Origin of the sequence: Sphaerothrix gracilis Ecp01, assembly GCF_030405905.1 — a bacterium.
Taxonomy (GTDB): domain Bacteria; phylum Cyanobacteriota; class Cyanobacteriia; order Phormidesmidales; family Phormidesmidaceae; genus Sphaerothrix; species Sphaerothrix gracilis.
Map to the genome: position 1 here is coordinate 94,775 of NZ_JASATW010000004.1, position 23,049 is coordinate 117,823.

At 55.3% G+C, this 23,049-nt stretch carries 20 protein-coding genes; 7 read left to right on the forward strand and 13 right to left on the reverse strand.

Annotation, left to right across the window (positions count from 1 at the left end):
• Position 1: 1 nt before the first annotated feature.
• Positions 2 to 2,281, reverse strand: a complete 2,280-nt coding sequence (gene pbpC, locus QJQ48_RS05460; protein ID WP_346290195.1) for a penicillin-binding protein 1C — start codon at positions 2,279 to 2,281, stop codon at positions 2 to 4.
• 299 nt (positions 2,282 to 2,580) lie between these two features.
• Entirely contained in the window at positions 2,581 to 3,429 is an 849-nt protein-coding gene (locus tag QJQ48_RS05465; RefSeq protein ID WP_346290196.1) for a pentapeptide repeat-containing protein, read from the reverse strand.
• Here QJQ48_RS05465 and QJQ48_RS05470 point away from each other — a divergent pair.
• The gene (locus tag QJQ48_RS05470; protein ID WP_346290197.1) at positions 3,428 to 4,351 is read left to right on the forward strand and encodes a phosphodiester glycosidase family protein; all 924 of its coding nucleotides are present in this window, start codon (positions 3,428 to 3,430) and stop codon (positions 4,349 to 4,351) included. The genes QJQ48_RS05465 and QJQ48_RS05470 overlap by 2 nt on opposite strands.
• Here QJQ48_RS05470 and QJQ48_RS05475 read toward each other — a convergent pair.
• Complete coding sequence (locus QJQ48_RS05475) at positions 4,338 to 4,529, reverse strand: hypothetical protein (RefSeq protein ID WP_346290198.1); 192 nt, start codon at positions 4,527 to 4,529, stop codon at positions 4,338 to 4,340. The two genes, QJQ48_RS05470 and QJQ48_RS05475, sit on opposite strands and share 14 nt — an antisense overlap.
• 241 nt (positions 4,530 to 4,770) lie before the next feature.
• Positions 4,771 to 5,649, reverse strand: a complete 879-nt coding sequence (locus QJQ48_RS05480) for an MOSC domain-containing protein (RefSeq protein WP_346290199.1) — start codon at positions 5,647 to 5,649, stop codon at positions 4,771 to 4,773.
• Positions 5,650 to 5,696: 47 nt separating this feature from the next.
• Between QJQ48_RS05480 and tftA the strand changes: the two genes are divergently transcribed.
• Together tftA and QJQ48_RS05490 are read left to right on the forward strand one after the other, a co-directional pair.
• Positions 5,697 to 7,058 carry a hormogonium tapered terminus morphoprotein TftA gene (gene tftA, locus QJQ48_RS05485; protein WP_346290200.1) on the forward strand — a complete coding sequence of 454 codons (1,362 nt, stop codon included), beginning with the start codon at positions 5,697 to 5,699 and terminating at the stop codon, positions 7,056 to 7,058.
• Positions 7,059 to 7,334: 276 nt separating this feature from the next.
• On the forward strand, positions 7,335 to 8,489 hold the full coding sequence (locus QJQ48_RS05490) for a SpoIID/LytB domain-containing protein (protein WP_346290201.1): 1,155 nt from the start codon (positions 7,335 to 7,337) through the stop codon (positions 8,487 to 8,489).
• Between the two features lie 2 nt (positions 8,490 to 8,491).
• Here the strand turns inward: QJQ48_RS05490 and QJQ48_RS05495 are convergent, their stop codons facing one another.
• Both QJQ48_RS05495 and QJQ48_RS05500 read right to left on the reverse strand, forming a co-directional pair.
• Positions 8,492 to 9,136: a hypothetical protein gene (locus tag QJQ48_RS05495; RefSeq protein ID WP_346290202.1), complete on the reverse strand. Its 645-nt coding sequence runs from the start codon at positions 9,134 to 9,136 to the stop codon at positions 8,492 to 8,494.
• The gene (locus QJQ48_RS05500) at positions 9,133 to 9,789 is read right to left on the reverse strand and encodes a ParA family protein (RefSeq protein ID WP_346290203.1); all 657 of its coding nucleotides are present in this window, start codon (positions 9,787 to 9,789) and stop codon (positions 9,133 to 9,135) included. The genes QJQ48_RS05495 and QJQ48_RS05500 overlap by 4 nt, the downstream gene beginning before the upstream one ends.
• A 216-nt stretch (positions 9,790 to 10,005) precedes the next feature.
• Between QJQ48_RS05500 and QJQ48_RS05505 the strand changes: the two genes are divergently transcribed.
• Positions 10,006 to 11,505, forward strand: a complete 1,500-nt coding sequence (locus QJQ48_RS05505; protein WP_346290204.1) for a slr1306 family protein — start codon at positions 10,006 to 10,008, stop codon at positions 11,503 to 11,505.
• Positions 11,502 to 12,968: a DUF697 domain-containing protein gene (locus QJQ48_RS05510; RefSeq protein ID WP_346290205.1), complete on the forward strand. Its 1,467-nt coding sequence runs from the start codon at positions 11,502 to 11,504 to the stop codon at positions 12,966 to 12,968. Before QJQ48_RS05505 ends, QJQ48_RS05510 begins: the two co-directional genes overlap by 4 nt.
• 230 nt (positions 12,969 to 13,198) lie before the next feature.
• On the opposite strand, the gene QJQ48_RS05515 is transcribed toward QJQ48_RS05510, so the two are convergent.
• The 5 genes from QJQ48_RS05515 to arsS all read right to left on the reverse strand — a co-directional run bounded on the left by QJQ48_RS05515 (position 13,199) and on the right by arsS (position 18,451).
• Positions 13,199 to 14,047, reverse strand: a complete 849-nt coding sequence (locus tag QJQ48_RS05515) for an Npun_R2479 family HD domain-containing metalloprotein (RefSeq protein WP_346290206.1) — start codon at positions 14,045 to 14,047, stop codon at positions 13,199 to 13,201.
• Between the two features lie 108 nt (positions 14,048 to 14,155).
• Complete coding sequence (locus QJQ48_RS05520; protein WP_346290207.1) at positions 14,156 to 15,808, reverse strand: mechanosensitive ion channel family protein; 1,653 nt, start codon at positions 15,806 to 15,808, stop codon at positions 14,156 to 14,158.
• 84 nt (positions 15,809 to 15,892) lie between these two features.
• Positions 15,893 to 16,567, reverse strand: coding sequence for a TVP38/TMEM64 family protein (locus QJQ48_RS05525; protein WP_346290208.1), 675 nt, complete (start codon positions 16,565 to 16,567; stop codon positions 15,893 to 15,895).
• Positions 16,568 to 16,590: 23 nt separating this feature from the next.
• Positions 16,591 to 17,355, reverse strand: a complete 765-nt coding sequence (locus QJQ48_RS05530; RefSeq protein ID WP_428843027.1) for a TVP38/TMEM64 family protein — start codon at positions 17,353 to 17,355, stop codon at positions 16,591 to 16,593.
• Positions 17,356 to 17,440: 85 nt separating this feature from the next.
• Positions 17,441 to 18,451: an arsenosugar biosynthesis radical SAM (seleno)protein ArsS gene (gene arsS / locus QJQ48_RS05535; protein WP_346290209.1), complete on the reverse strand. Its 1,011-nt coding sequence runs from the start codon at positions 18,449 to 18,451 to the stop codon at positions 17,441 to 17,443.
• A 279-nt stretch (positions 18,452 to 18,730) separates the two neighbouring features.
• Between arsS and QJQ48_RS05540 the strand changes: the two genes are divergently transcribed.
• Positions 18,731 to 20,176: a sensor histidine kinase gene (locus QJQ48_RS05540; RefSeq protein WP_346290210.1), complete on the forward strand. Its 1,446-nt coding sequence runs from the start codon at positions 18,731 to 18,733 to the stop codon at positions 20,174 to 20,176.
• 27 nt (positions 20,177 to 20,203) lie between these two features.
• Here the strand turns inward: QJQ48_RS05540 and QJQ48_RS05545 are convergent, their stop codons facing one another.
• Both QJQ48_RS05545 and QJQ48_RS05550 read right to left on the reverse strand, forming a co-directional pair.
• Entirely contained in the window at positions 20,204 to 20,680 is a 477-nt protein-coding gene (locus QJQ48_RS05545) for a cupin domain-containing protein (RefSeq protein ID WP_346290211.1), read from the reverse strand.
• A 247-nt stretch (positions 20,681 to 20,927) separates the two neighbouring features.
• A complete protein-coding gene (locus QJQ48_RS05550; RefSeq protein ID WP_346290212.1) occupies positions 20,928 to 21,512 on the reverse strand; it encodes a DUF3611 family protein in 585 nt (194 codons plus the stop codon).
• 130 nt (positions 21,513 to 21,642) lie between these two features.
• Between QJQ48_RS05550 and QJQ48_RS05555 the strand changes: the two genes are divergently transcribed.
• Positions 21,643 to 23,046 carry an amidohydrolase gene (locus QJQ48_RS05555; protein ID WP_346290213.1) on the forward strand — a complete coding sequence of 468 codons (1,404 nt, stop codon included), beginning with the start codon at positions 21,643 to 21,645 and terminating at the stop codon, positions 23,044 to 23,046.
• Positions 23,047 to 23,049: the final 3 nt, after the last annotated feature.

Below are 23,049 nucleotides of genomic sequence, written 5' to 3' on the forward strand. Positions count from 1 at the left end.
CTTAGGGTCTATCGCTACGCAGCGAAAATCCCCGCTGTGGGGGCTGCTCCTCCGCAAGCTGCACCTGGAACTGAACCCGATCGTGCTTTTGGCCGCTAGCGACCTCCAACGTCCACGTCCCCACCTGCATCGGCCAAAACAGCGTATTTGTCTCGGTAGTTTCTAGGGGCTGACCGTTGAGCGTCCAGGTGACAGGCTGATCTGCCGGAGCGGCAATCTTCAGCGCCAGCCGCTGAGCGCTCTCAGTCGTAGACAAGACAAAATAGTCATCCGGGCGGGGCGAGAGAATGCGCAATTCTTCCGAGTTCACCCTAGACGCCAGGTTTGCCTGTCCTGGAGCAGACGGATCTAAGCCATCATTTTCATAGGTCACCAGATCTGTTGGGTAAAAATACTCTTCCACCACGGCCTCACAGTCTGCAGTGGGTCGCAGGCTAGTGGTGGCGCAGATGGGCCGCTTCACCAGTTCCGCAGGTGGATCAAAAGCGGCAGGCTCTCGATCTTCATGCAGATGCAGCAAAATTCGCTGCCACAGAGGCGCCGCCCCCGTGACGCCAGAAACCTGCCGCATCGGTGCGCCGCTGAAGTTGCCCACCCAGGTGGCCACCGTGTAGTCGCGGGTAAAGCCCACCGTCCAGGTGTCGCGGAAGTCAGAAGAGGTGCCCGTTTTCACCGCCGCTGGAAACGGCAGAGACAGAACTGAATCGACCCCAAAAGCTAGCGCCCGGGCATGGCGATCGCTCAGCATATCCGTCATCAGCGCTGCGCTCACGGTTGGCTTACCTGACGGCTCACAGGTCTGCCCGCCCATCACCGTCACCAGCGGACACTCAGCTAGATCGGGGCGAGCCAGATGCCAGTAGGCGCGGGCCAGTTCCCACAGACTCACCTCGCCGCTGCCCAAAGCCAGTCCGAGGCCGTAGTGCTGGGGCGATCGCGTCAGATGCTCAAACCCCAGCTCTCGCAAGCGTTCTAAAAAGGCGTCCACTCCCACCTGCTCCAGCGCTCGCACCGCTGGTACATTCAGCGAATTCGCCAGGGCCAACCGCAGCCGCACCGGGCCTTGAAAGGTTTCGTCATAGTCCGTGGGGCTGTAAAGCTGGGCCTTGGGAATTGGGTAGTGGGTGGGTACGTCCGCCAGAATCGAGTTGGGCCGCAGGGTGCCCGTTTCTAGGGCGAGTTGATAGAGAAAGGGCTTGAGGGTGGAACCGGGCTGACGCAGGGCCTGCACGCCGTCATTGCGATTGGCCGGGCGATCGCCAAAGTAGCTGGGTGACCCCACATAGGCCAGCACCTCACCCGTAGCATTCTCAATTACCAGCACAGCAGCATGGTTAACGTGGTGAGTCACTAGCGCCTGCACCACCTGCTGTACCTGCGCGGCCACAAACTGCTGCAGGGGCCGATCGAGCGTCGTGCGCACCTGACTAGGAGATTGGGCCGGCAGGTTTTCAGCCAGCCAAAAGACAAAGTGAGGCGCTGTGAGAAGGTCTGATGTCGGCAACTGCAGCTTTACGTCTTCGCCATAGACGCGATCGCGCTGAGCCTGAGTCAGATAGCCCTCAGCCACCATGCGGTCGAGCACGTAAGCCTGTCGCCGCTTCAGCGCCTGCCAGTGGTAATGGGGATGGAGCTGATTGGGGGCATTGGGGATGGCCGCTAGCAGACTGGCCTGGGCTACACTCAGATCCGCCGCCGGAGTGCCAAAGTAGACCTGGGCTGCCGCTTCTACCCCGTAGACATTGCCCCCCATGGGTAAACGGTTGACGTAGGCCGTGAGAATTTCGGCCTTGCTCATGCCTGCCGTCAGCCGCCAAGCCCGCCAAACTTCCTGGATTTTGCTCGGCAGCGATCGCGGTGCTGGCTGCAGCATACGCGCTAGCTGCAGCGTAATTGTTGAGGCCCCGCTGACAATCTGCCGCGCCTGAGCCGCCTCCAGTAAGGCCCGACCCACTGCCTGCAGGTCAACGGCTCCATGCTGATAGAATCGCTGGTCTTCAGCAGCAATGATGGCCTGAATAAAATTGGCTGAAACCTGATCTAGCGGTACGCTAGCCGTCTGCTCCTGGGTGCGAGTCAGCACCGTCCCCAGGGGCAGCCCCCGGCGATCGCTAAACGACAGCGCCTGATCGTCTTGTGCTAAATCGCTGGCGCGGATAGGGGCCAGATAGGGCAGCGATCGCAGCGTTAGACCCAGCAGCAGTAACAGCAGCAGCCCTTGAAGCTGCCGTCTGCGGCTTATCTGTTTGACCCAGCGCTGAACTTGAGCAATCAGATCCATGTTGAAATTTCAGTCCAGTTCAAAAGCACAACTGCTCTAAAGCGCAAATAGAGCAATCACAATAAAGGCTGCCAAAATCAGCACGATATACACGAACGTTTCAGGAATCTCCATCAGCCAAATCCTACAGGGATGATTCAGGGCAAGATACAAAGCTATGGTATTGCTGAACTCAAGGTATGAATCTGCCACTTGTGAGTGGGAGCCGCTTGCTTGCGCTTCCATTCATAGCCAAAATCAGCCGCGCCCAGGATGGTTCCGTTATCAGTTTCCGGTAGGAGATTGGCCCGGCCAAGCCGCTACCGTCCCAGCACTCTATAAATATCCTCAGAGCTTATTCCGATCGCTCCTGAAAAATCCGCCTCGCCTGGCTTAATTTCTGTAAACTGAGCCTCTAAAAGGTTAGCCCGGTGAAAACAGGTAGCTGCAACTTGGCTGACTGCTTGGTAAACGCTCGCCCCGTTGACCAGAGTGCAGGCAATAAACCCTAAACATAGCAAAGCCCAGAGCAGCCCTTGCCCCCCGCCCCCCGTGGTCAGATAGCTGCTAGCCGTTGTTCCCGCTAAAAAAGCCAGTCCGTATGCGGTAATGGTGTTAAAGCTGCCAACTATAACCTGGCTGCTGCGAGAAAAGGCTAGCTGTAGGCTGCCTCCTACCAGCGCCGCGATCGCGGCTGCTCCACTGGCTATGATCGGATCTTCATTGGCTGCCATACCGCCATAGAAAAAGCCCACCAGTGCCCACGCTGCTGCCGCTGCCAGTCCCAGGGCTAGCTGCTTCAGCCAGCCAGCAGGCAGCAGCCTAGCCCCACTCCAAAGCCCCCCTGCGATCGCCAATGCTAGCCACAGCGCTACCACAAACGGCCAGGCTGTCTGCTCTGGAGTTATGCCTAAAGCACCAAAAACTAGCTGCTCCAGCGCTCGCACCATAATCCCAGCCGCCAATAAGGCAATAGCGCTGGCAACAATCAGCTTCAGCGGCGATCGCCCTAGGCGGACTGCGTGAAAATGGGCGGCCCGCAGTTGCGCCCGCGTAAAATCCGCGCCCCGCAGGTCACAATAGCTAAAACTAGCCGCTCTCAAATCCTGTTTGCGAAAAGAGCGATTCTGTAATGTCTGCTGAAAAAACTGCCGCGATCGCCTAGCCATGAAGAATCCGTTCTACTCACTCTCAAACGACTCTCTAACCGTTGCTAAAGCGATCGGCTGCGGGCTAGGCGCTAGTTTATTGCTACTGCCTATTCTGGCCTATGGCTGGCGGCAGGCTCAGCGCCCTGATCGCTCCGAGGCGGCTCAGGTCCTGTTTCAAGGTATCACCTACCAGCGTCAGGTCAGAATTTCCCCTCGCCCCAATGTGGTGCATATCGTTCAGGTTGATCTAAGCCAGTCCAATATTCGGCCCTTCGTCACCCCTGCCGATCCGGTTGAGGGAGATCACGCCGCTGCCCGCACCACCTCAGAATTTGTAGAGCAGTTTCAGCTCCAAATTGCTATCAACGGCCACTTTTTTCACCCCTTTCGAGAAGAAACCCCCTGGAACTATTTCCCTCACAGCGGTGAACTGGCCCGTCCGGTAGGGCTAGCCGTTGCTGCCGGAGAAAGTTATGCCCCTGCTAGCGACGACTTTCCGGCCCTCTGTTTTTTGTCCAAACAAGCTGTGATCAGAGCTGACGGTACCTGTCCGGCTGAAACCACCGAGGCGATCGCTGGCACACCGATTGTGCTTCAGCAGGGGCAGCCTGCCATACCCGCTGACTTTGCCGAGAAGCCCTACGCGCGGGCGGCGGTTGGCCTTGATCGCAACGGCCAAACCCTGTGGTTAGTGGTCATTGACGGCAAACAGCCCCGCTACAGCGAAGGCATGACTCTGGCAGAAGTAGCGGCAATTTTGCAAGAGCTGGGGGCTGAGACAGCGCTCAACCTCGACGGTGGCGGCTCTACCACCTTGGTCACGACAGCTAACGGTCTGCCGCAGATCCTCAATGCTCCCATTCACACCAAATGGCCGATGCGAGAGCGACCCGTTGCAACTCAGCTTGGCTTTTATGCCAATTCGGTTACCGCTGAGTAGCCCGGACAACCAGCACGTACATGGCTGAATCCCGCAGATTACTCAATTTGTAAGCCTGCAGATCTCGGTTCGCAGATTTGTGAATATGAGAGAGGCCTAAAAGCGTCACCGTCCAGGCAGCCGTAATGGCGGCTAGATTTCGGACAATGCGTTTTCGACAAATGGCACAGTGCAACATAGGCTGTCTTCCGAGTACGCTAAGTGGAGGTGGGCAAACCGTTAGCAAGAATGCCAACTAAACTTAATGTGCCCGCAGTTTAAGACGGCAGAGATAATTGATATAGCTCCCAGCGACGGAGTCTGTCTCCGCCATTAGGCTGAATCTGCCGACAGATTCTGAAGCACTCCTAAGAGAATTGGCAGCATTGTAGGCTATAACCCCAGGCTTATTTTAAGCGTCATAAAAATTAGCGCTGTATTTAATCATCTATTTCTGTGAAAATGCGATCGCCTACCTGTAGCCACCGCTCAGTGGCATCGGGGGCTAGCCGCGTGTTGATCGCCACCCGGTAAAAATGGTTAAAGCGCGATCGCGCTGCCCAGTTGGGTAAGTTCTGCGATCGCTGGTGGGCAAAGATTTTTTGAAACTGAGGTATGGCTTCGCCGGTCTGAGGATCTCGCGTCGGCACTACGCAGCGCTGGCAGGGATTAATTCCCTCTAACCTGACATTGCCAATCTGAAAGCCAACAGGTACTCCTGACGCGCTAAAAAGCCGATCTTCCCAAAAAGCAGGCACCCCCTCAATTTCTAAATTGGTGCGTAGTCGCTGGCGGATATCGGCTGCAGTTAGGGGCGGATACCAGGCGGCGATCGCGGCTAGAGTAGCGGTGCTGATCACGGTGGGGCCAGGGGAAGCGGTGTCGTCAGGGAAGCCCATGTCTCGGTTTTCCCGTAGATAGACAGGCTGGTCAAAGTATTGGCTAAACCAGTCCTCTAGGGCAGCTTTGCCCTGGGGAAGATGAAAGCTAACCGGCGACTGCTGATTGCTCTGCAGGGTAACGACGGCGAGGTCGGGGGTGAAGTGGGTCCGAATTTGATGGATTTTGGCTGTCCGCTTGCCGTTGATCAAGCGATCTTGAGCATCGAACAGGGCAAAGCGGCGATCGCCCATAATTGCCCCGCTGGGTAAGAGAGAGGTCTGCTGAACTGAGACCCCGTCAAGGGACTTGATCGGGTAGAGATCGATGCGGGCGAGGTGGGGAGTAGACATGAAGCAGCTATATTTGATCGTTTTAATAGCAGACGACCGGGTAGACTGACCGCTGTTGCGGTATCCTTGCCAGTCAGAGTACCGCATCAACTATGCTGGTTGGCGGCGGCAGTATCTGCAGTAGGAAAACTCAGATGGGAAAAATTTTTGTTTCAGCAGGTCATGGTGGTTTAGAAGGAGGCGTTTTTGATCCAGGTATTATCTTGGGGGCAACCAATGAAGCCAAAGAGATGATCCAAATTCGGGACCTGGTGGTGCCAGAACTGAGATCGCGCGGCTTTACCACCCTATCTGTCCCCGATGATCTCAGCGCCGCTCAAAGTATTGCCTGGATCAATGCTCGCTATGCGCCTGAAGATGTAGCCTTAGAGCTGCACGCCAGCAACTCACCCGATGCAGTCGCTCGTGGAGCCACCGTTTTTTATATTGCCAATAACGAAGTCCGGCGTAATCAGGCCGAGCTGCTGCTGCTAGCGCTGCTGCGGCGGGTACCCCAACTGCCTAGCCGGGGGGCTAAACCCGATACGGCTTCCGCATTAGGCGCTTTGGCCTTTTGCCGTCAGGTAGCGGGGCCCTCTCTGCTGATGGAAATTGCCTTCCTCACTAACTCTGAAGACCTCAATCTGTTGCAAAATCGCCGCCGCGAAATTGCTCTGGGCATTGCCGACGGTCTAGCAGCTTGGAGCCGAGCCGTTTCTAATAACGCTCCGCCGGTTGAAGGTCCGACTGTCTATCCGGAAGTTAACATCAGCATTAACGGCGGCCTTTATGGCGAGAAAGGCATCATCATCAACAACAATGCCTATATTCCCATTGATGTGGTCGATCAGCTCGGCGTTGACTTGGCTAGCGACCCCAATGTGCGACGCATCCGCTACGGCAATGTGGTCTATGTCAAAGCGGTTGATTTACGTGACTTCAATATTTCTGTAGGCTGGGATGCGGCGACGCGCACGGTGCTGCTGCGATCGCTGGTCACTTTAAAAATTTGCCCTGGCCTGATTGACAGCATCATGGGGCACGGCAATACCTCCGAAGTCCAGCTCATTGTCTTTCTCAAAGCCAACAATGAAAAAGGGTTGGACAACTTCCCAGATTTGCCCAAGCTTTACCGAGAAGAAGCCACCATTGAAGGGGTCAATTACGACATTGCCTTTTGCCAGATGTGTGTCGAAACCGAGTTTCTGCGATTTACGGGCAATCTAACGGCACTCAACTACAACTTTGGCGGCATTGGGGCCGCAGGGGGGCAGCCCGATGGGGCCAGCTTTATCAGCGCTCGCATCGGTGTCCGAGCCCAGATTCAGCACCTCAAAGCCTACGCCAGCATTGAGCCTCTAGTGCAGGAACGGGTAGATCCGCGTTTTCGCTTCGTGCCGAGAGGCATTGCTCCCTTGGTGCAGCAGCTCAGCGGTCGCTGGGACGCCGACCCAAACTATGGGGCTAAAATTTTGGCCCTGTTAAGACGCCTTTATGAAACGGCGGGCTTCTTCTAAAACAAGTTTTGAGGCCGGGTAGATTCGCGCAGCAAAACGCTTCACAGAGCGGCTGCTTTGGGTAGACCTGCTAAATTTTCCTGATAACTGTGATAGACACGCGCTTAAAGTAAGGCGACAATACGCTCAGGTAGTCAACTCAACTTTCAGATTCCGAGAAATTGCGGAACTTTGAAGTTAGCTTGTCCTTCATAATCCATCTAGGGCAGGATGATCCCCTGAGATTACACCCGTTTGTCCTCCAGCAAACCTTGCAGCAAGAGACAGATTGTCCCTATGGCTGATCAGCGCTTATCTAAGTTTTTGACTTTTCAGTTCAAGTCACTCCTGCAAAAAAGTTCTCCCTGGTGGGGAGCTTTCTTTGTGTGGCTTCTGGTTGTTCTGCCCGCCCGGGCCCAGCTAGAGCTGCGCGTTGCTATTCGCAATGGTGCCGATCAGGTGACGCTAGGTAGCTCTACCAATGCCGTTATTCGTGACGCCTCTGGTCAGGCCCTCTGGCAGCTTCCCGGCCAGCAGGCCATGCAGGCCGACTACGCCAACGGTCAGGTTACCTTTGGCGACTGGCAGGGCGATATGTTTTGGGTAGAGCCAGATGAAGGAGGCTATGTCTACATCGGCGATCGCTGGTATCGGGGTCGCGTTTTGGTGATGCCGTCTAGCTCCGGCCTCTTGGCCATCAACTACGTCGATATAGAAGCTTACCTCTACAGCGTTCTCGGCGGGGAGATGCCGACTAACTGGCCGCTGCAGGCATTGCAGGCCCAGGCGGTGGCTGCCCGTTCCTATGCCCTGTATAAGCGTCAAAACGCCAGCAATACCCTCTATGACGTAGGCGGTACTACAACCTGGCAGGTCTACCGGGGCGTTGTGGATGAAACTGCTACGACCCATGCCGCTGTAGATGCCACCACCGGCCAAGTTCTTACCTATGGCGGTCAGATCATTGAGGCAGTCTTTCACTCCTCTTCTGGCGGCTATACCGAAAATGTTGAGGATGTCTGGACGCAGCCGCTGCCCTATCTGCGCGGCGTTAAGGATTTTGACGAGGGTGCGCCAGTCTATCAGTGGGTTGAAAGCTTTAGCGCCGATCAGTTCCGGCAGCGCATCCCCGGCGTGGGTAATCTGATCGCGGCGGTCCCGGAGCGCACTACACCGCGCGGACGGGTTGTCACCATGCGCTTACAGGGGAACCTGGGCACTAGAGTGCTGAGCGGCGATGAACTGCGCCGCGCTTTGGGCTTACGCAGCACCCTGTTCTCCCTCAACATTGTGGAAGGGGGTGGTGTGGAAGTCTACGGGCGCGGGTTTGGTCACGGCATTGGCCTCAGCCAGTGGGGAGCCTATAACTTAGCAGCTCAGGGGGCTGATTATCGTCAGATCCTGGCCCACTACTACCGCGACACCGCTTTGGCCCGGATTCAGGTGCAATAGGCTTAGTCCACCCAGCCGATTTCATCATCGGTAAGCATCTTCGGCTGAGCAGCAGGGGCCACGTAGCGAGGCAGGGCTGCCGGAGGCCGGGGAGTCGAGGTGCGATCGCGGCTGGGAGGGCGAGAGCTAAGCGCTAGCTGCTGACGCTGCTTGGGCGCAGTGGACTGCAGTTCCGGAGCAGCGGCGGGGGTTTCTACCTGGGTGGCAGGGGCTTTGGAAGCTTCGCTGAGGTGCAAGATGGTCTTTTTAGCTTCCTCTAGCTCAGTTGTGACCTGCTCTAGCTGTTGGGCATTTTTTTGGGCGGCGGTCTCGCTCTCCTCTAGCTGTTCTTTGAGCTGGAAAATGAGTTCCTGCTGCTTGCTGAGATCAGCCTTCAGTCCTTCACTGCGCTTGGCTGTTTCTGCTTCGCGCTCCGCTGCTTCTGTCAAAGACGTTTCTAGCTCAGATACGCGCTTTTCCAAATCGGCCTTGGTCGGCCCTCGGCTACGGGTACTACGACTGGCCGCTTTGGGCGACTTACTAGGCTGCGATTCAGACTCTGCTGCCGTCGGTTCAGTTTTTGCCGTCTTAGCCGACTGATCTGCAGCAGCGGCTTCTGGTTTATCTGCTTCTTCGCGCAGCAGGTCAGATAGGCGTTTTTTAGTCATGATTCTCTCCAGTCTTGCTGTATTTCGTTGGCAACGCCGCAGTAGTCAGTTTGGGCAGATCGGGCTTGCCGACCCCGCCACTGGGTAATAGCTCGTCCTTCCAGAGCCGCCCGTTCGTGAGCTTTATAGGCTCTGATAACGGTTTGGCAGGCTGGAATATTCAGCTCCATCAGCGTGTTCTGCGCTTCTTGCGCTTCGCCTAGGCTGCGGGTATCTACCTTAGTGAGCAGTACCCGGTGGCTAATGCCGGTGGGCATCACGGCTTCCTTCACCGTTGTAATTAAAGCGGTGAGATCCATAGGGGCTGGGGGAGTCGGCAAAAGTAAGTAGTCTGCCGTTGGGATAACCGCCTGTAGCGCTTCTGAACTGAGCGCTGGCGGCGTATCAACCACAATTAGCTCATAATCTGGCACCTCTCGAAGCTGAGAGAGCAGCGCCGGACTAATTTCTTGGGTGCAGTCGAATCCTAGCTGTGTTTCGCCCCGCTCAAACCACCAGGTAGCTGACCCCTGCGGATCGGCATCGACTAGCAGCACCGACATGCGTTCTGCAAAAATAGCCGCTAGGTTGACCGCCGTTGTCGTTTTGCCGACTCCGCCTTTGCCATTAATAATCGCCAGCACTTTGGCAGATTTGGGCGAGGATTGCGCCACCGTTGACCTACAGAACTTCAGATTGACTATACCCTGTCATCTTAGCGGGAAGCACTTTTGCATAAAGAAACTCTAAATATTTGTATCTCTAGGTATATAGATCGGCTTGCCCGACTTCAGGATCATACGGTCGCCTCTGTAGAATAGAAGCAGTTACAGGGCTGGAGTAGGCTGTCGCGAGCTGCTATCAGGCTGTTATTTAATAGGGCAACAGGTATGAAAATTAAACGTCCTCTTTTAGTCGGTGGCTTAGGGCTGACAGCCAGTGCCTGGATACTCGACGTGATGCAGCATTCTGTCTTTAATCAGACAACGCTACTAAGCGCTATGGCCCTGGGATCGGGGCTGTGGTGGTGGCAGCGGCAGCAGCAACCTCAACAGCTAGACCTAGCCCCGGCTGAGGTGGATGAGTCGGCAGTCAATGCCGCGATCGCCCAGATTGCGACCGCCATTGATACCCTCGCCAGCGAGATCGAAACAGCTCCTGACGCCAGCGCCTCAGCCACGGCAGCCGCGCAGCTTAACTCTCTGCGATCGCAGCATCAGGCTCTCAGCCAAATGCTCAGCCGCCAAACACTGCGCCTCGGCCTTCTGGGCAGTCAGGGAACTGGCAAAACCGCGATCGCCGACGCTCTAAAAGCCCAGTGGCAGTCTTCACAGACGGTTGAGATTAGCGAAGTGGCTGGACTGATGCCTGAAGCAGGCTGGCCGCTGGCAACCCAAATCCAGCTTCAAGCGCAAGACCTGCTGCTGTTTGTCACCGCCCATGATCTGACGGAATCAGAATTGAAGACGCTTCAGCCGCTAGCTCAGAACCAGCGACTGCTGCTGATTTTCAACAAGCAAGATCAGTATCCGCCGATGGAGCGGGCTGTGGTGCGACAGCGATTGGAAACGCGGCTGCAGGCGATCGCTCCAGCAGCTCAGCTGGCCGCGATCGCCACCCGGCCTCAGCCCATCAAGGTGCGACAACACCAGGCCGACGGTGGGGCTGAGGAACGCTGGGAAGTAGTTGAGCCTGATATCACAGCTCTGACCATCCAGCTCGACGCCTGTTTAACCGAGCAGGGACGGCAGCTCATTTTAGAAACGACTATGCGGCAGGCTCAGGCGCTGCGGCAGTCTGTGCAAACGCTGCTCAATCAAATTCGCCGCGATCGCGCTCAGCCTCTGATTGAACAGATGCAGTGGATTGCAGCGGCAGCAGCCTTTGCAAATCCGTTGCCCACCTTAGATCTGTTAGCCACCGGCGCAATCAACGCTCAGCTTGTGGTTGATCTAGGTGCCCTCTACGGCCAGAAGTTTTCGCTGGAGCAGGGCAAAGCGGCGGCAGGAACGCTGGCAGGAGTGATGGTCAAGCTAGGGCTGGTAGAGCTGTCTACTCAGGCGCTGAGCGCTTTGCTTAAGAGCAGCACCGTCACCTATGTCGCAGGTGGTTTCTTGCAGGGGGTGAGCGCAGCCTATCTGACCCGCCTCGCCGGACTGAGCCTGATTGAATTTTTCGAGGCCCACAGCCTGCAGCCTGGAACGGAAACGCCTGCTTGGGAAAAAATTGGCGATACCCTCAAGGCTGTCTTCCAGCGCACAGGCCAGCCCGCTGTGCTGCGGGGACTGGTGCAGCAGGCGATCGCTCGCCTACAGCCCAACTCAGGCTCTCTGACGACAGACAGCTCGACTGATTCTCTTGCCGCTACCGTTAAGCTTTCGGTCTCTTGAGTACCGCCTCTTCCCGGCCCTCAGCTGTAAAAGCCGACTCGCGCCTTAGCGTGGTCGCCACCAGTCGTTCGGCCCAGCTATTCAAGCAGGCTCGCACCAGCCTGCGCCGCACGGTTGAGCGCTATCAGACCCAGCTCCATTTACCCCTGGGCGGTCAGGCAGATTTGCAGCGTCAGGCCGCAATTAAGACAGGGGTGGATCAGCTCACGGCCCTCACCTACCGGCTAGAGACGGCGGTGCTACGGGTAGCGGTATTTGGCTTAGTCAGCCGGGGCAAATCAGCGGTTCTCAATGCCCTGCTGGGCGAAAAAATTCTGCAGACGGGGCCGCTTAACGGTGTTACCCAGTGGCCGCGCTCTGTTTACTGGAAACCCGCTATTGAAGATATTCATGACAGCAGCCTGCCGCTACAGCTAGAGCTAATTGACACCCCCGGACTTGATGAAGTGGAGGGTCAGGTGCGGGGGGAGATGGCCCAGACGATTGCCCAATCAGCCGATTTGATCTTGTTTGTGGTAGCGGGTGACATTACGCAGACTGAGTATACGGCTCTGGTGGAGCTGCGAAAACTGCAGAAGCCCCTGCTGCTGGTGTTCAACAAAATTGATCTCTATCCCGACTGCGATCGCGATACGCTCTACCGCAGCCTCCAGACTTTTTGGCGGCAGGCCGAGGCAGACGAACCCCTGGAAAAACTGCTGCCGGATGAAATTGTGCGCGTAGCCGCCGATCCAGCACCGCTGCAGGTGAGAGTCGAATGGCCCGATGGCCGCGTGACCCAGGAATGGGAAACGCCACCGCCGCAAATCGAGGCGCTGAAACAAGCGCTGCTGGGGGTGGCTCAGCAGCAGGGGCGATCGCTAATGACCCTCAATGCACTGGCTCAGGCCCGCCAGATTGAGTCAACTTTAGCTCAGACCGTCCTCGATCTCCACACCGAATCTGCCGACCAGCTTATTCTGCGCTTTGCTCAGTACAAAGCGCTCACAGTAGCTCTCAACCCTTTCGCCGTCCTAGATTTGCTGGGCGGCGTGGCGGCTGATTTGCTGATGATTCGTTCTCTGGCTCGCCTGTACAATCTGCCTATGAGTGGTCATGAAGCCAATCGGCTTTGGCGGGCAATTGTGCGCAGTTCTGGCGCCTTGCTGCTGAGCGAATTTGGCAGCGGTCTGTTGCTGGGATTGGGCAAAAGCGCGGCGGCAGCTTTTAGCGTGTTTGACAGTCCTTCTAGCCTCATTGCTTATACGGGGGCGATGACGGCCCAGGCTGGGGCTGCGGGCTACGGCACTTACGCGGTCGGTCAGGCCACTAAGCGCTACCTGGCCCAGGGCTGTAGCTGGGGGCCGCAAGGCATTAATACGGTGATGCAGGAGATTTTGCAGCAGCTAGAAACCGAAACCCACTGGTCGCTGCTGCAAACCGAGCTGAGCAGTTTTTGGCAAAATAGCGCCGGAAACCGCTAGTTTACGACAAAGTACTGGCGCAGCACAGCTAAATTTGGAGCTTTTGTAGGTGGGCGTTGAGCATTGCGAAACCCAACATTGATGAGGCTTCTGTTGAGTTTTCTGTTGTTGGCCCAGCCTACATTTGAAGGCCGGTCATTCCAGTACAGTAAAGCCCAAAATTTCAATTTAAGGTGAGCTCTCGCCTAGACGATGTGTGCTGAACTGCGTATTCTGGGCGATCGCTGCTGTCAGAGCGGCTGTCGGTGATTTTCATGTTCCACCTCAAACACATGGGCATAGAGATTGGCTAAAATCTGCTTGCCTTCCTGGGTGAGCTGCAGATAGGCGATCGCGTCGATGATGTAAGGATAGACCGTCTTCCAGTAAAAGCGGGGATAGTTAAGCCGCAGATCTTCCGGCGTTTTGTAGCCGAGCTGCTGGTTGACGCCGGTTTCTTCAAACTCGTAGAACAGGGCCGGAATTTTTTGTAGATAGCGCGGATCGGAAAGCTGACCGATTAAATCCGCTGCCCTGACTAAGCCCGGATAGTCCACCGTGTCCTGATGGTCAGAGTCAAGCGGGACAGGAAAGCGGGTCAGCTCGATATTGGCCTGAATCGTGGCTGTTCTAATGAGCTGATGGCCGCCGAAGCGCTCTTGAATGAACAGCTTGCCGCGATCGACGTGATAAGGGGTGAGGCTGGCATCTGTAGATCCGGGCGGCAGCGTAACCGTTTCGTCTCCTTTCCCCGTGGCGTAAATCCGCTTATTGACAAAATCCTGGCGGCATACCCCTTTGACATAGCCAATATCGTGGCAGATTAGAGAAATGAGAAAATGCAGCCAGTCTGAGCAAGAAACGCCCCCCTCGCGAATGTGCTTGCCCCGCAGAATCTCTTGTCCTACCAAGGTGACTAAAACCGTATGCTCTGGGTTGTGATAGAGGGCGTTGCTATTGGCAATATTTTCCACACCCATGTTGCCGACCCAGGCAATAATATCGGCATAGCTGGCGTTTAACCCGCCGTAAGTGGCAGAATAGCCCGCCCTAATTTTTTCAACGAAGGCGTCAATCAGCAGTTGGTTGGGATTCAGCATTGACTATGACTTTAGGGGAGAGCCAGACAGAGAGGACTGACGATACAGCGACATTCCACTTTTCAAGAATATCTGCTGTCGGGCTTGGCAACACTCAGCCTCTTTAATTTAACGACCATTTTTAGAACGTTGGGTGAACTGGGCTAAAAACTGCTGCATTTCTGCCGAGAAGTCAATTGGCAGATTGCCCGTACGCAGGTGCAGATCGCGCTGCGGAAAGGGAATTTCAATCTCCTGCTGGCGCAGCCGCGTCTCGATCGCAAAGTAAAGATCGCTTTTGATCAAAAGCTGTTTACTGGGTTCGGCGATCCAAACCAGCAGCTCAAACTCTAAGGCGCTGTCGCCAAAGCCGGTAAAGAAGACCTGGGGCACTGGCGTAGACAAGACGCTGGCATGTTCACGGCTGGCCTCCAGCAAAACCTGCTTCACCGTTTTGGGATCAGACTTATAGGCTACGCCCACGGGCAAGCGAATCCGAGAAATGGGATTACGGTGGCTCCAGTTGATCACCTCCTGCTCTAGAAAACGGGAGTTAGGCACGATAATCGAAATCTGATCGAGGGTTTTGATCTCCGTGCTGCGAGCGCCAATCCGCTCAACCGTGCCCATAAACTCGCCAAACTCAACAAAGTCTCCTACCTGGATAGGGCGCTCGAAGACCAGCACGAGGCCGCTGCCAAAATCCTTAGCGATGTTTTGCAGACCTAAGCCAATCCCCACACCCAGAGCGCTAGCCAGAATGGCTAGAGAACTTAAATCTAAGCCCCACACCTGAAGAATCACAATCGTGCCGATTGAGATCAGGGTGTATTTAGCTAAGATCGCGACTGCTTCCTGCGCCCCTCGCGTAATGCCGGTGATGCGCAAGATGCGCGATCGCAGAATATTTGTGATTGTGCTGGAGATGATGATTAGCCCCAGCAGCAGCCCTAGCAGGAAGAGTAGATCAAGAATGGAAAACGAGCGCGACCCCAGCACAAAGCTGCGCAGAGTAAAGGTATTGGTGAGGGCATCGACGAAGCGATAGCTCCACTGCCGGGTAAAGGGAAATAGATTAGTGACATAGAGCAGCGTGCCGCCCCAAATGCAGAGGCGCACCAGAAATAAGGAGCCATTCAGCAGCAGATTAGAGGCGGAAGGTGCCCGGTGACTGCTCGATTCAGCCGGATCGCTAAAGGTGAGATTCTGGAGCCATTGGCGGAAGTAGCCGTGCCAAAGTCGGCCCGTTAGCCAGTGGGCGATCGCCGCCATCAGCAAAAAGCCGAGAGAATACAGCCCAGCCTGCTGCAAAAACTCCTGACTGCGTTCTTCCTGAGCCTGAGAAATGGCGGCTCTAATCTGTTTAGTCCAGCCTTTGGCTTGCGCTTCTGGGCTGGAGTAGGTGCTAATTTGCCGGTCGGTATCGGTAATAGTCAGCAGATGCTCACCATTGAGCAAAACGGTGGGCAAGCCGTTGCGCGAGAGCTGCTGCAGTTGGGGCCGCTGGGCCATCTCAGCGGCGGCGGCGAGCTGCTCGCTGATGCGGCTGGCTCGCTCCTGGGCTGAAAACTGCTCTGTGGCCGCCACTTCAAACACCGAGCGGCCATCTAAAACGACGGTGGCAATATTGGGCTCTTCCTGGGCCGCTCCCGGCAGTGCCAGGGTCAGTGCCAGGGCGATCGCTAAACAGAGGGCAGCGAGGCGATATCGAAACTGGTGCCCAAACGGTCGCCAATGCCTTATCTGCAGCCTAACAGCCTGTTTTCGGCGACTTCTCTTCATGCAGTCATACCCCATGCGCCATCACTTGCCTAAAGTCTGAGGTTAATCTAACTCAACTCTAGATATCTGAGGCCAGAAGGAGATCTAAGTTCCAGGCTTGCAGCCAGTTTTCCATCTGACTAGAGCTGGCAGCAGCGATAGCAGCACCAACAAGCTGAGCGCGAAGATAAAGGGCACCTGTTGCTGACCGTCAAGTGCCTGTTTGCCCGTAACGCCTAGCCAGGTATAGGCTAGCGTACCGGGAATGATGCCTAAAAACGTACCTAAAGCGTAGTGTTGCAGGGGCACAGCCGTGAGGCCAAAAAGAAAGTTGATCACGTTAAACGGCGAAATCGGCGCGAAGCGGACGGTAAGCACGCAGCGGAAAGCCCGCTGACGCACAATCTCATTTAGCTTTACCAAAAGCCGCCGCTGCCCAAAGCGTTGCTTAAACCAGTCCTGCAGCAGATACCGGGCTAGGCCAAAAGCCGCGATCGCCCCCAGCGTTGCCCCAATCACTGACCACACCGTACCCCAGAACAAGCCAAAAACGGCTCCCCCAGCAATCACCAAAATTGTCCCCGGTACGCCCACCGCCGTTGCAATTACGTGGGCGGCGATAAAGGCCAGCGATCGCCAGTGCCCGGCGCAGCTCAAAAACTGAACTAAACGCTCCTGATGCAGCAGCAGCGACAACCCGTCCCGGCAGCAAATCGCCGCGATCGCCGCCAAGCCTGCTAGGAGCCAGAAACGCTTATTTTGGAAAATGGCCCGTTTCATTCCTGCTCTCACTCACCCCTCTTCTACCCCTCAACGACGACCTCTTCATTGTTCTCCGGCACTGCGTTCTTCAGCGCTTTGCGAGCGACGCGGGTGACGTAGATGGTGACGGCAACGGTGGCAATGAAGCCGACGATGCGGATTGTCCAAATGATGCCGGGGTTAGAAGGCGCTTCTCCGGTGCCAATCATGGCCAGGTTGCCGGCCAGGGAGCCGAGATAGACGTACATGATGGTACCAGGGATAATGCCTGTGGTGCCCAGCACATAGTCCGGCAGAGAAACTTTAGTCAGTCCTAGGGCATAGTTGAGCAGATTGAACGGGAAGGCGGGGGAAAGGCGAATCAGGAAAATGATTTTGCGGCCTTCGCGGCCAATGGCGTCGTCGATGGCTTGAAAGCGCTCACTATTAGCAATTTTTTTAGAAATCCAGCCCCTCGCTACGTAGCGGCCAATTAAAAAGGCGGCGGTTGCCCCTAGCATGGCCCCAATGAACACGTAGATAGATCCCTGGACAACGCCAAAGACGACGCCAGCGCCTAGCGTAATAATCGAGGCGGGCAAAAAGGCAACGGTCACGACGATATAGAGAGCGATAAAGACCAGGGGAGCCACAATGCCCAGACTGTTAATCCAGTCTAAAACTTCCACCAGCCGCGCCTGGGGCGCAAAGCCGCTAGCGGCTTCCTGGGCGAGGGCCGGGGCCGTTGAAAAGGCGATCGCGGCAGCAGTCATCAGTAAAGTCATGCGTAAAAGCTTCAAAGAGCGAGGCCGAGTCAGATAGTACATGGGTTTAAGTTGATGAAACAGTAAAAATCAAGGCGGTCGAATCACAATCGGACACACAACAGACATCTATCTCTTTTAGGTCACCTCAGGTGAGCGCCCCACCGCAGCTAGAGCCACTACCCGCCGTACAGCCATAGCAATAAGACGCCGTGCGCACCTGCTCAATCAGATCTAGGCTGTTCGCGGCCAGTAACCGAGCGACCGTGATGGGCTGACCGTCAGGCGATCGCGCCGGTAAGCCTTCCATCTGGTTGAAGTCGCAGTCGTAGACATTGCCCAGGTAGTCAATTGACAGCTCATTGCGGCACATAAGGTAGTCAACCGTGCTGGGATTGTAGTGCTGCTCCAAAAACTCCAGGTAAGGCTGATGCAGTTGACGGTGCTGCAGATGAAACTTGGTACGACCAATCGGTAAATTGGTAATGGTCAATAGCTGGTTGAAGACAATGCCGAAGTTCTCCTGGAGAAAGCTTTTGTAGGCTCGTTCTAGATTCTGCTGGTTGGGCGTCAGAGAAAAATCATCTGAAGTAGGAACAGGCGGGTTGTAGACCAGATCTAGGCTTAGGGCCGGATCTTGCCCGTAGCCCAGGGCATTGAGCTGCTGCAGCGCTTTAATCGAAGCCTCAAAAACGCCCTGACCGCGCATCTTATCCACGTTTTCTGCTAGGTAGCAGGGCAGCGAGGCCACAACCCGGAGTCGATGCTGCGCAAAGTAGGCAGGCAAATCCGTATACTCTGGCTCCAAGAAGATAGTCAGGTTAGAGCGCACAATCACCGTTTTGCCCGCTGCGCCAGCAGCTTCTACCAGGGGCCGAAAGCCATAGTTCATTTCGGGGGCACCCCCGGTCAAGTCGATAGCTTCAATTTGCGGAAACTGTTGAATCAGCTCAATCAGCTGCTCACAAACTTCTGGCGACAGTTCCTCTGTTCGATGCGGGCCTGCTTCCACATGGCAGTGGCTACAGCTCAGATTACAGCGACGCCCTAAATTGATTTGCAAAACCCGAATGGGCTGCTTCGTCAAAGGAGCGGCTAGCTTCTGGCTAAAAGGGGTGAGCCGACTTGCTGACGCAGAGGATGAATGTGCTTTAACCATGTTGATAGATAGATTCGTGCAAGAGATGGTTTAGGGTGTTTGGGTAATGTTTCTAGTCAACGTCACGCTTTATTAAAAGCGCTGCGACTGAAATTTCCCTGAGAAACGACTGGTGATTTGATTAGTCAGACTACTAGCCAGCTTAGGAACTTTTCTAAGCTGTTTGGGGTAAAAAAATCAGGTTGCTCTCAGTTTTAGCTGATAGGGTTTTGAGTAAGGCTCAGGAACCTTACAGCAGATTTTGTCAGTTCCGCCTCATCTGTTGTTGGCTTTTCGCCCATGACCTTCTTTTATCGGCTGCTAAAGCCGCTTCACCGAGCCATAAGCAGGATTGATTGCAATTCAATTCAGTTTCGCCTAACGGCTGGGATTCTGCTGGCTTCGGCATTGGGAATCGGCAGTATCACAGCCTGGACGACCTGGCGTATGCAGCAGATTTTGCTGGAGGGTCAGAAGCAATCGGCAATTGAAATCGCTGAGCGATTTGGCGAAGATGTTGCGCTGTATCAGGAAATGATGCCGCTAGAGGCCGCTATACAGCAGGTCATTGACTATCGGACAACGGGAGATTTGGCGATTTGGCTTAAGTCTGCTGATAATCAGGTGTTAGCGCGATCGCAAACCCTAGCCCTGCCTTCCTGGCAGGCTGCAGGGGTCACCGAGCAGCTTTTAGCCCTAGAAAGGAGCAATTTTATCGATGTCTATGCCATTGAAAATCACTACTGGGTTATCTGTGCTGGCCCGCTAGAAATTGCCGATAACCCCGTCGGTATCCTCTATGTAGCCAATGACATTACTCAGGCGCAGCGCAGCTTTTTGACTGTCGTTCGCAGCTTGAGTATAGCGGGCAGCGGCGTATTGCTGGCAATCGCCCTGGTAATTGCCCTTGCAGTACGGCGATCGCTGCGCCCAATTCGGCAGCTCAATCAGCTCGCGGCCAACGTGTCTATCAGCAACTTGAACGATACCCAGCTCCAGCTAGACCAAGCGCCCACGGAAGTGCAGCAGCTCGCTCAAACCTGCAATATGATGCTGTCTCGCCTGTCAGATGCCTGGATGCAGCAGCGCCGCTTTGTTAGCGATGTTTCCCATGAGCTGCGCACGCCCCTGACGCTAATTAACGGCTATTTGCAGAGTACGCTGCGCCGCTGCCAGACCCTAACCGAACCGCAAAGAGAAGGGCTAGAAATTGCCACTGCCGAGACTGAGCGTACCATCCGCCTGCTGCAAGATCTGCTAGATTTGGCCCGCACCGAGAGCGGTAGTCTCCGCTTCGCCCTGGAGGTGTTGGATCTGCAAGAGGTGGTGAGGGAAGTGGTTGAAATGGCCGACTATGGCAATCAGCAGGTGCAAGTCAAAGCTGAAACCCTCTCTTTACTGGCCCGCGTTGATCGCAGTCGGCTCAAGCAGATCTTGATCAACCTTATAGACAATGCGGTCAAGTATTCCAGCCCTGGTGAAATCGTGGTGGTAAAGCTGATTAGAAGCGATAAACAGGCGCAAATTCAGGTAATTGATCGCGGCCGCGGTATTCCCCTCTGCGATCAGACCGCCATTTTTGAGCCTTTCTACCGAGTTGACGAAGATCGATCGCGGGCCACAGGCGGGACGGGGCTAGGGCTTTCCATTGTCAAAAGGCTGGCAGAAGGGATGGGCGGTCAGGTCAAAGTCTACTCTAAGCTGGGTGAAGGCAGTCGGTTTACGGTCTGCTTCCCCATTGCCTAGGGATGGGGGGAATCCTCAGGGCAGCCTCTATGAACACGCGATCAACGCATCCGATCGCTGCAAGACTGCTAAGTCTTCGGCGTCTAGTTCTACAGGCGTACCGCTGCGAATCAGCTCGGCAAAATCTTCGTTTGGCACCATAATGCACAGGGCATAGAGCCGGGTAGAGCCGGTATTTTCAATGATGTGGATGCCGTTAGGCGGCACTAGGATGCTGTCGCCGGTTTGAATCGGAATCGACTTGCCGTCGCAGTAAGCTTGCCCTTCTCCCTTCAGTACAAAAAACATCTCGACCGCAAACTGGTGCCGATTGGGGGGCGTTTTACCGCCAATATCAAAAATTTCCACGCAGCAGGTCAGAGACATGTTGGCGATCGCCGGGTCAAATATGATAGCTAAGCGATTTGTATCTGCGGGGCTGATGCGATAAGCCTGATAGTCGCGCGGTGACTTGAAGACTGGCAAAACGCAGCTTTCAGGACGAGTAGGGCGCTCAGTCATCATTAGGATCGCTCCGTAAGTCCTTTGCAGTTGATTTCGTAAGCAGGTCACATGGCGCTAGCGTAGCGTATCGGCCCCTTGGAAAAGGTACATCAGGCTACGCTCTGGCAGATGGGCGGCGGCCCTAGTGACCTTAGTCCCAGAGTCTAGACTAACGCCTCAGTTTTGCCGCGAGATTTTTCTATTGTCAAAACTTCACAGCTGCGACGCTGCAGCCCCTGAGAGGCCGCTAGAGCTGCCCCCATCCGCTCTAGCGAATCCGGCGAACTAGCCAGATAGCAGCGCCTACCCCCACGGTATGAGCGACGACCAAATTGGTATTGGCAATGACGACTAAAATATCCAGCACGCGAATGACTTTGTCTGGCGTGTAAATAGCTGCTCCTTGAGGCTGAGAAATGGCCTTGGCTAGCAGCACACCCGTACTCACTTCTGAACCAATCGTGGCTAAGCTGAGGCCAACTAAATTGGCTATCAGGAAGACTTCAGTTAGTTTCACCGTCTCAGACTTGCTAGGATGCAGGTCTGCTTCGGGTCGCCGTAGCCGTCGTCCGTAACGTACCTGCCGCAAAGCCAGGAAAATGCTAAAAGCCAGAGCGACAATGCTACAGCCTGCGAAAAAGATACCAACCCCCAAAAAAGCGCTGTTACTTTCTTCGTTGATGTTGCGCCCGAACAGCGCTAGCAGCAGAATGGTAAGGGAAATAACCGCGATCGCCAACTGCAGCCAAAAGCTTGACCAGCCAGTTAGGCGCAGCGTATCGACAGCTTGCTTCACTTCTGGTGGTACGCCTGATTCAGGGGGAATAGCTGGCTGAGGTGAGGAAGAATTCATGAAAGGATAACAGCCCTTTTGGCAAACTGCTTTGATAGCGCCCTTTAATTCTGCTTGAGTTAGATATCCTGTTCCATCCCACAGGAGAATGAGATTGAAGTCCTTAGCCACCTAGCCCTACTCGATTCCTGTGAACTTCACGATTCAAAACGCCCTAGTTCCCACCGCAGATAGCTATCGCACCTGTGATATTCAGGTGGCTAATGGCAAAATTACTGCGATCGCCGAGACTTTAAAGCCTGAGGGAGAAACGGTTGACGCGACAGACAAACTGCTGCTGCCAGGCTTCTTTAACGCCCATACTCACTCCTCAGAGATGTGGCAGCGAGGGGCGATCGCACCATTACCTTTAGAGCTGTGGCTTTCAGAGCTGTATCAGTCTCCCCCCCTCACCCCAGAAAAAATTTACCTCAGCGCCATCGGCACCGCCGTGGAAACGCTGCTGTCTGGTGGTACGAGCGTCATCGACCACCTAGTCCTGGAGCCGGGGCAGGAACTAGACTCAGTTGCGGCAGCCGTTCGGGGCTATCAGGAAGTGGGCATCCGGGCTTTTATCGCTCCCCTCATTCAAGATTTGGCCGAAGACGCAGGTTTACCCAGCGGCGCTGAAAATCAGCCTCCTCATCCGGGACGCCAAAGCGCCGCCGAAGTCCTGGCCTGGTTGGAAACAGCTATTAAGCGGTTTCACCGCCCTGAAGCCGGGATTAATCTCATGGTGGGGCCAACGGGGATTCAGCTCTGCACAGATGAGCTATTTCAGGGCTGCCTAGAACTGAGCGATCGCTATGGTCTGTGCCGCCATACCCACCTGCTAGAAACCAAAGCTCAGAAAATGCTGGCTCAGGAAAAATATGGCTGCAGCGCCGTTGAACATCTCAGCCAGCTTGGTTTTTTGGGGCCGAGGACTTCCTTAGCCCACTGCATCTGGCTAGAGGCCGCCGATATTCCTATCTTGGCGGCAACCGGAGCCAGCGTGGTTCATAACCCCTTGAGCAATCTGCGGTTAGGCAGCGGCATTGCCCCGATTTTGCAATATCTGCAGGCTGGCATCAATGTTACCTTTGGCTGCGATGGCACTGCGAGCAATGACAGTCAGGATATTTTAGAGGCGATCAAGGTAGGGACGCTGCTGCATAACACTACCGAACCGGATTATCACCGCTGGATTAGTCCGGCTCAGGCGATCGCGATGGCAACTCAGGGGGGCGCTAGAGCTGTCAATCAGGCAGATCAGCTTGGCAAACTAGCGGTCGGTCAGCTAGCTGATCTTGTGCTTTACGATCTCACCAGCCTGGCGCTGCTGCCGCCCACCGATCCGATTGGGTTGTTGGTTATGGGCCGTCCGGTCAATGCCGTTGACAGCGCTTGGGTGGGCGGTCGGCGGCTAGTGGCTGCGGGGCAGATAGTGACAACGGATGTAGCCCAGCTTCGTCAACAGCTACTGGCTCAGGGGCAGTGGGGGCGGCGCAGCTTGGCTGCCGCTACGACCCAGCTAGAGCCGCGCTATCGCTCCATTATTGGTCTTTCTGATTAAATT

Excerpts from the sequence above, each read along its gene's own strand:
- pbpC (WP_346290195.1), bottom strand. The coding sequence starts at position 2,281 with ATGGATCTGATTGCTCAAGTTCAGCGCTGGGTCAAACAGATAAGCCGC.
- QJQ48_RS05470 (WP_346290197.1), top strand. The coding sequence starts at position 3,428 with ATGAAGAATCCGTTCTACTCACTCTCAAACGACTCTCTAACCGTTGCT.
- QJQ48_RS05465 (WP_346290196.1), bottom strand. The coding sequence starts at position 3,429 with ATGGCTAGGCGATCGCGGCAGTTTTTTCAGCAGACATTACAGAATCGC.
- QJQ48_RS05475 (WP_346290198.1), bottom strand. The coding sequence starts at position 4,529 with ATGTTGCACTGTGCCATTTGTCGAAAACGCATTGTCCGAAATCTAGCC.
- QJQ48_RS05480 (WP_346290199.1), bottom strand. The coding sequence starts at position 5,649 with ATGCGGTACTCTGACTGGCAAGGATACCGCAACAGCGGTCAGTCTACC.
- tftA (WP_346290200.1), top strand. The coding sequence starts at position 5,697 with ATGGGAAAAATTTTTGTTTCAGCAGGTCATGGTGGTTTAGAAGGAGGC.
- QJQ48_RS05490 (WP_346290201.1), top strand. The coding sequence starts at position 7,335 with ATGGCTGATCAGCGCTTATCTAAGTTTTTGACTTTTCAGTTCAAGTCA.
- QJQ48_RS05495 (WP_346290202.1), bottom strand. The coding sequence starts at position 9,136 with ATGACTAAAAAACGCCTATCTGACCTGCTGCGCGAAGAAGCAGATAAA.
- QJQ48_RS05505 (WP_346290204.1), top strand. The coding sequence starts at position 10,006 with ATGAAAATTAAACGTCCTCTTTTAGTCGGTGGCTTAGGGCTGACAGCC.
- QJQ48_RS05515 (WP_346290206.1), bottom strand. The coding sequence starts at position 14,047 with ATGCTGAATCCCAACCAACTGCTGATTGACGCCTTCGTTGAAAAAATT.
- QJQ48_RS05520 (WP_346290207.1), bottom strand. The coding sequence starts at position 15,808 with ATGAAGAGAAGTCGCCGAAAACAGGCTGTTAGGCTGCAGATAAGGCAT.
- QJQ48_RS05525 (WP_346290208.1), bottom strand. The coding sequence starts at position 16,567 with ATGAAACGGGCCATTTTCCAAAATAAGCGTTTCTGGCTCCTAGCAGGC.
- QJQ48_RS05530 (WP_428843027.1), bottom strand. The coding sequence starts at position 17,355 with ATGTACTATCTGACTCGGCCTCGCTCTTTGAAGCTTTTACGCATGACT.
- arsS (WP_346290209.1), bottom strand. The coding sequence starts at position 18,451 with ATGGTTAAAGCACATTCATCCTCTGCGTCAGCAAGTCGGCTCACCCCT.
- QJQ48_RS05540 (WP_346290210.1), top strand. The coding sequence starts at position 18,731 with ATGACCTTCTTTTATCGGCTGCTAAAGCCGCTTCACCGAGCCATAAGC.
- QJQ48_RS05545 (WP_346290211.1), bottom strand. The coding sequence starts at position 20,680 with ATGATGACTGAGCGCCCTACTCGTCCTGAAAGCTGCGTTTTGCCAGTC.
- QJQ48_RS05550 (WP_346290212.1), bottom strand. The coding sequence starts at position 21,512 with ATGAATTCTTCCTCACCTCAGCCAGCTATTCCCCCTGAATCAGGCGTA.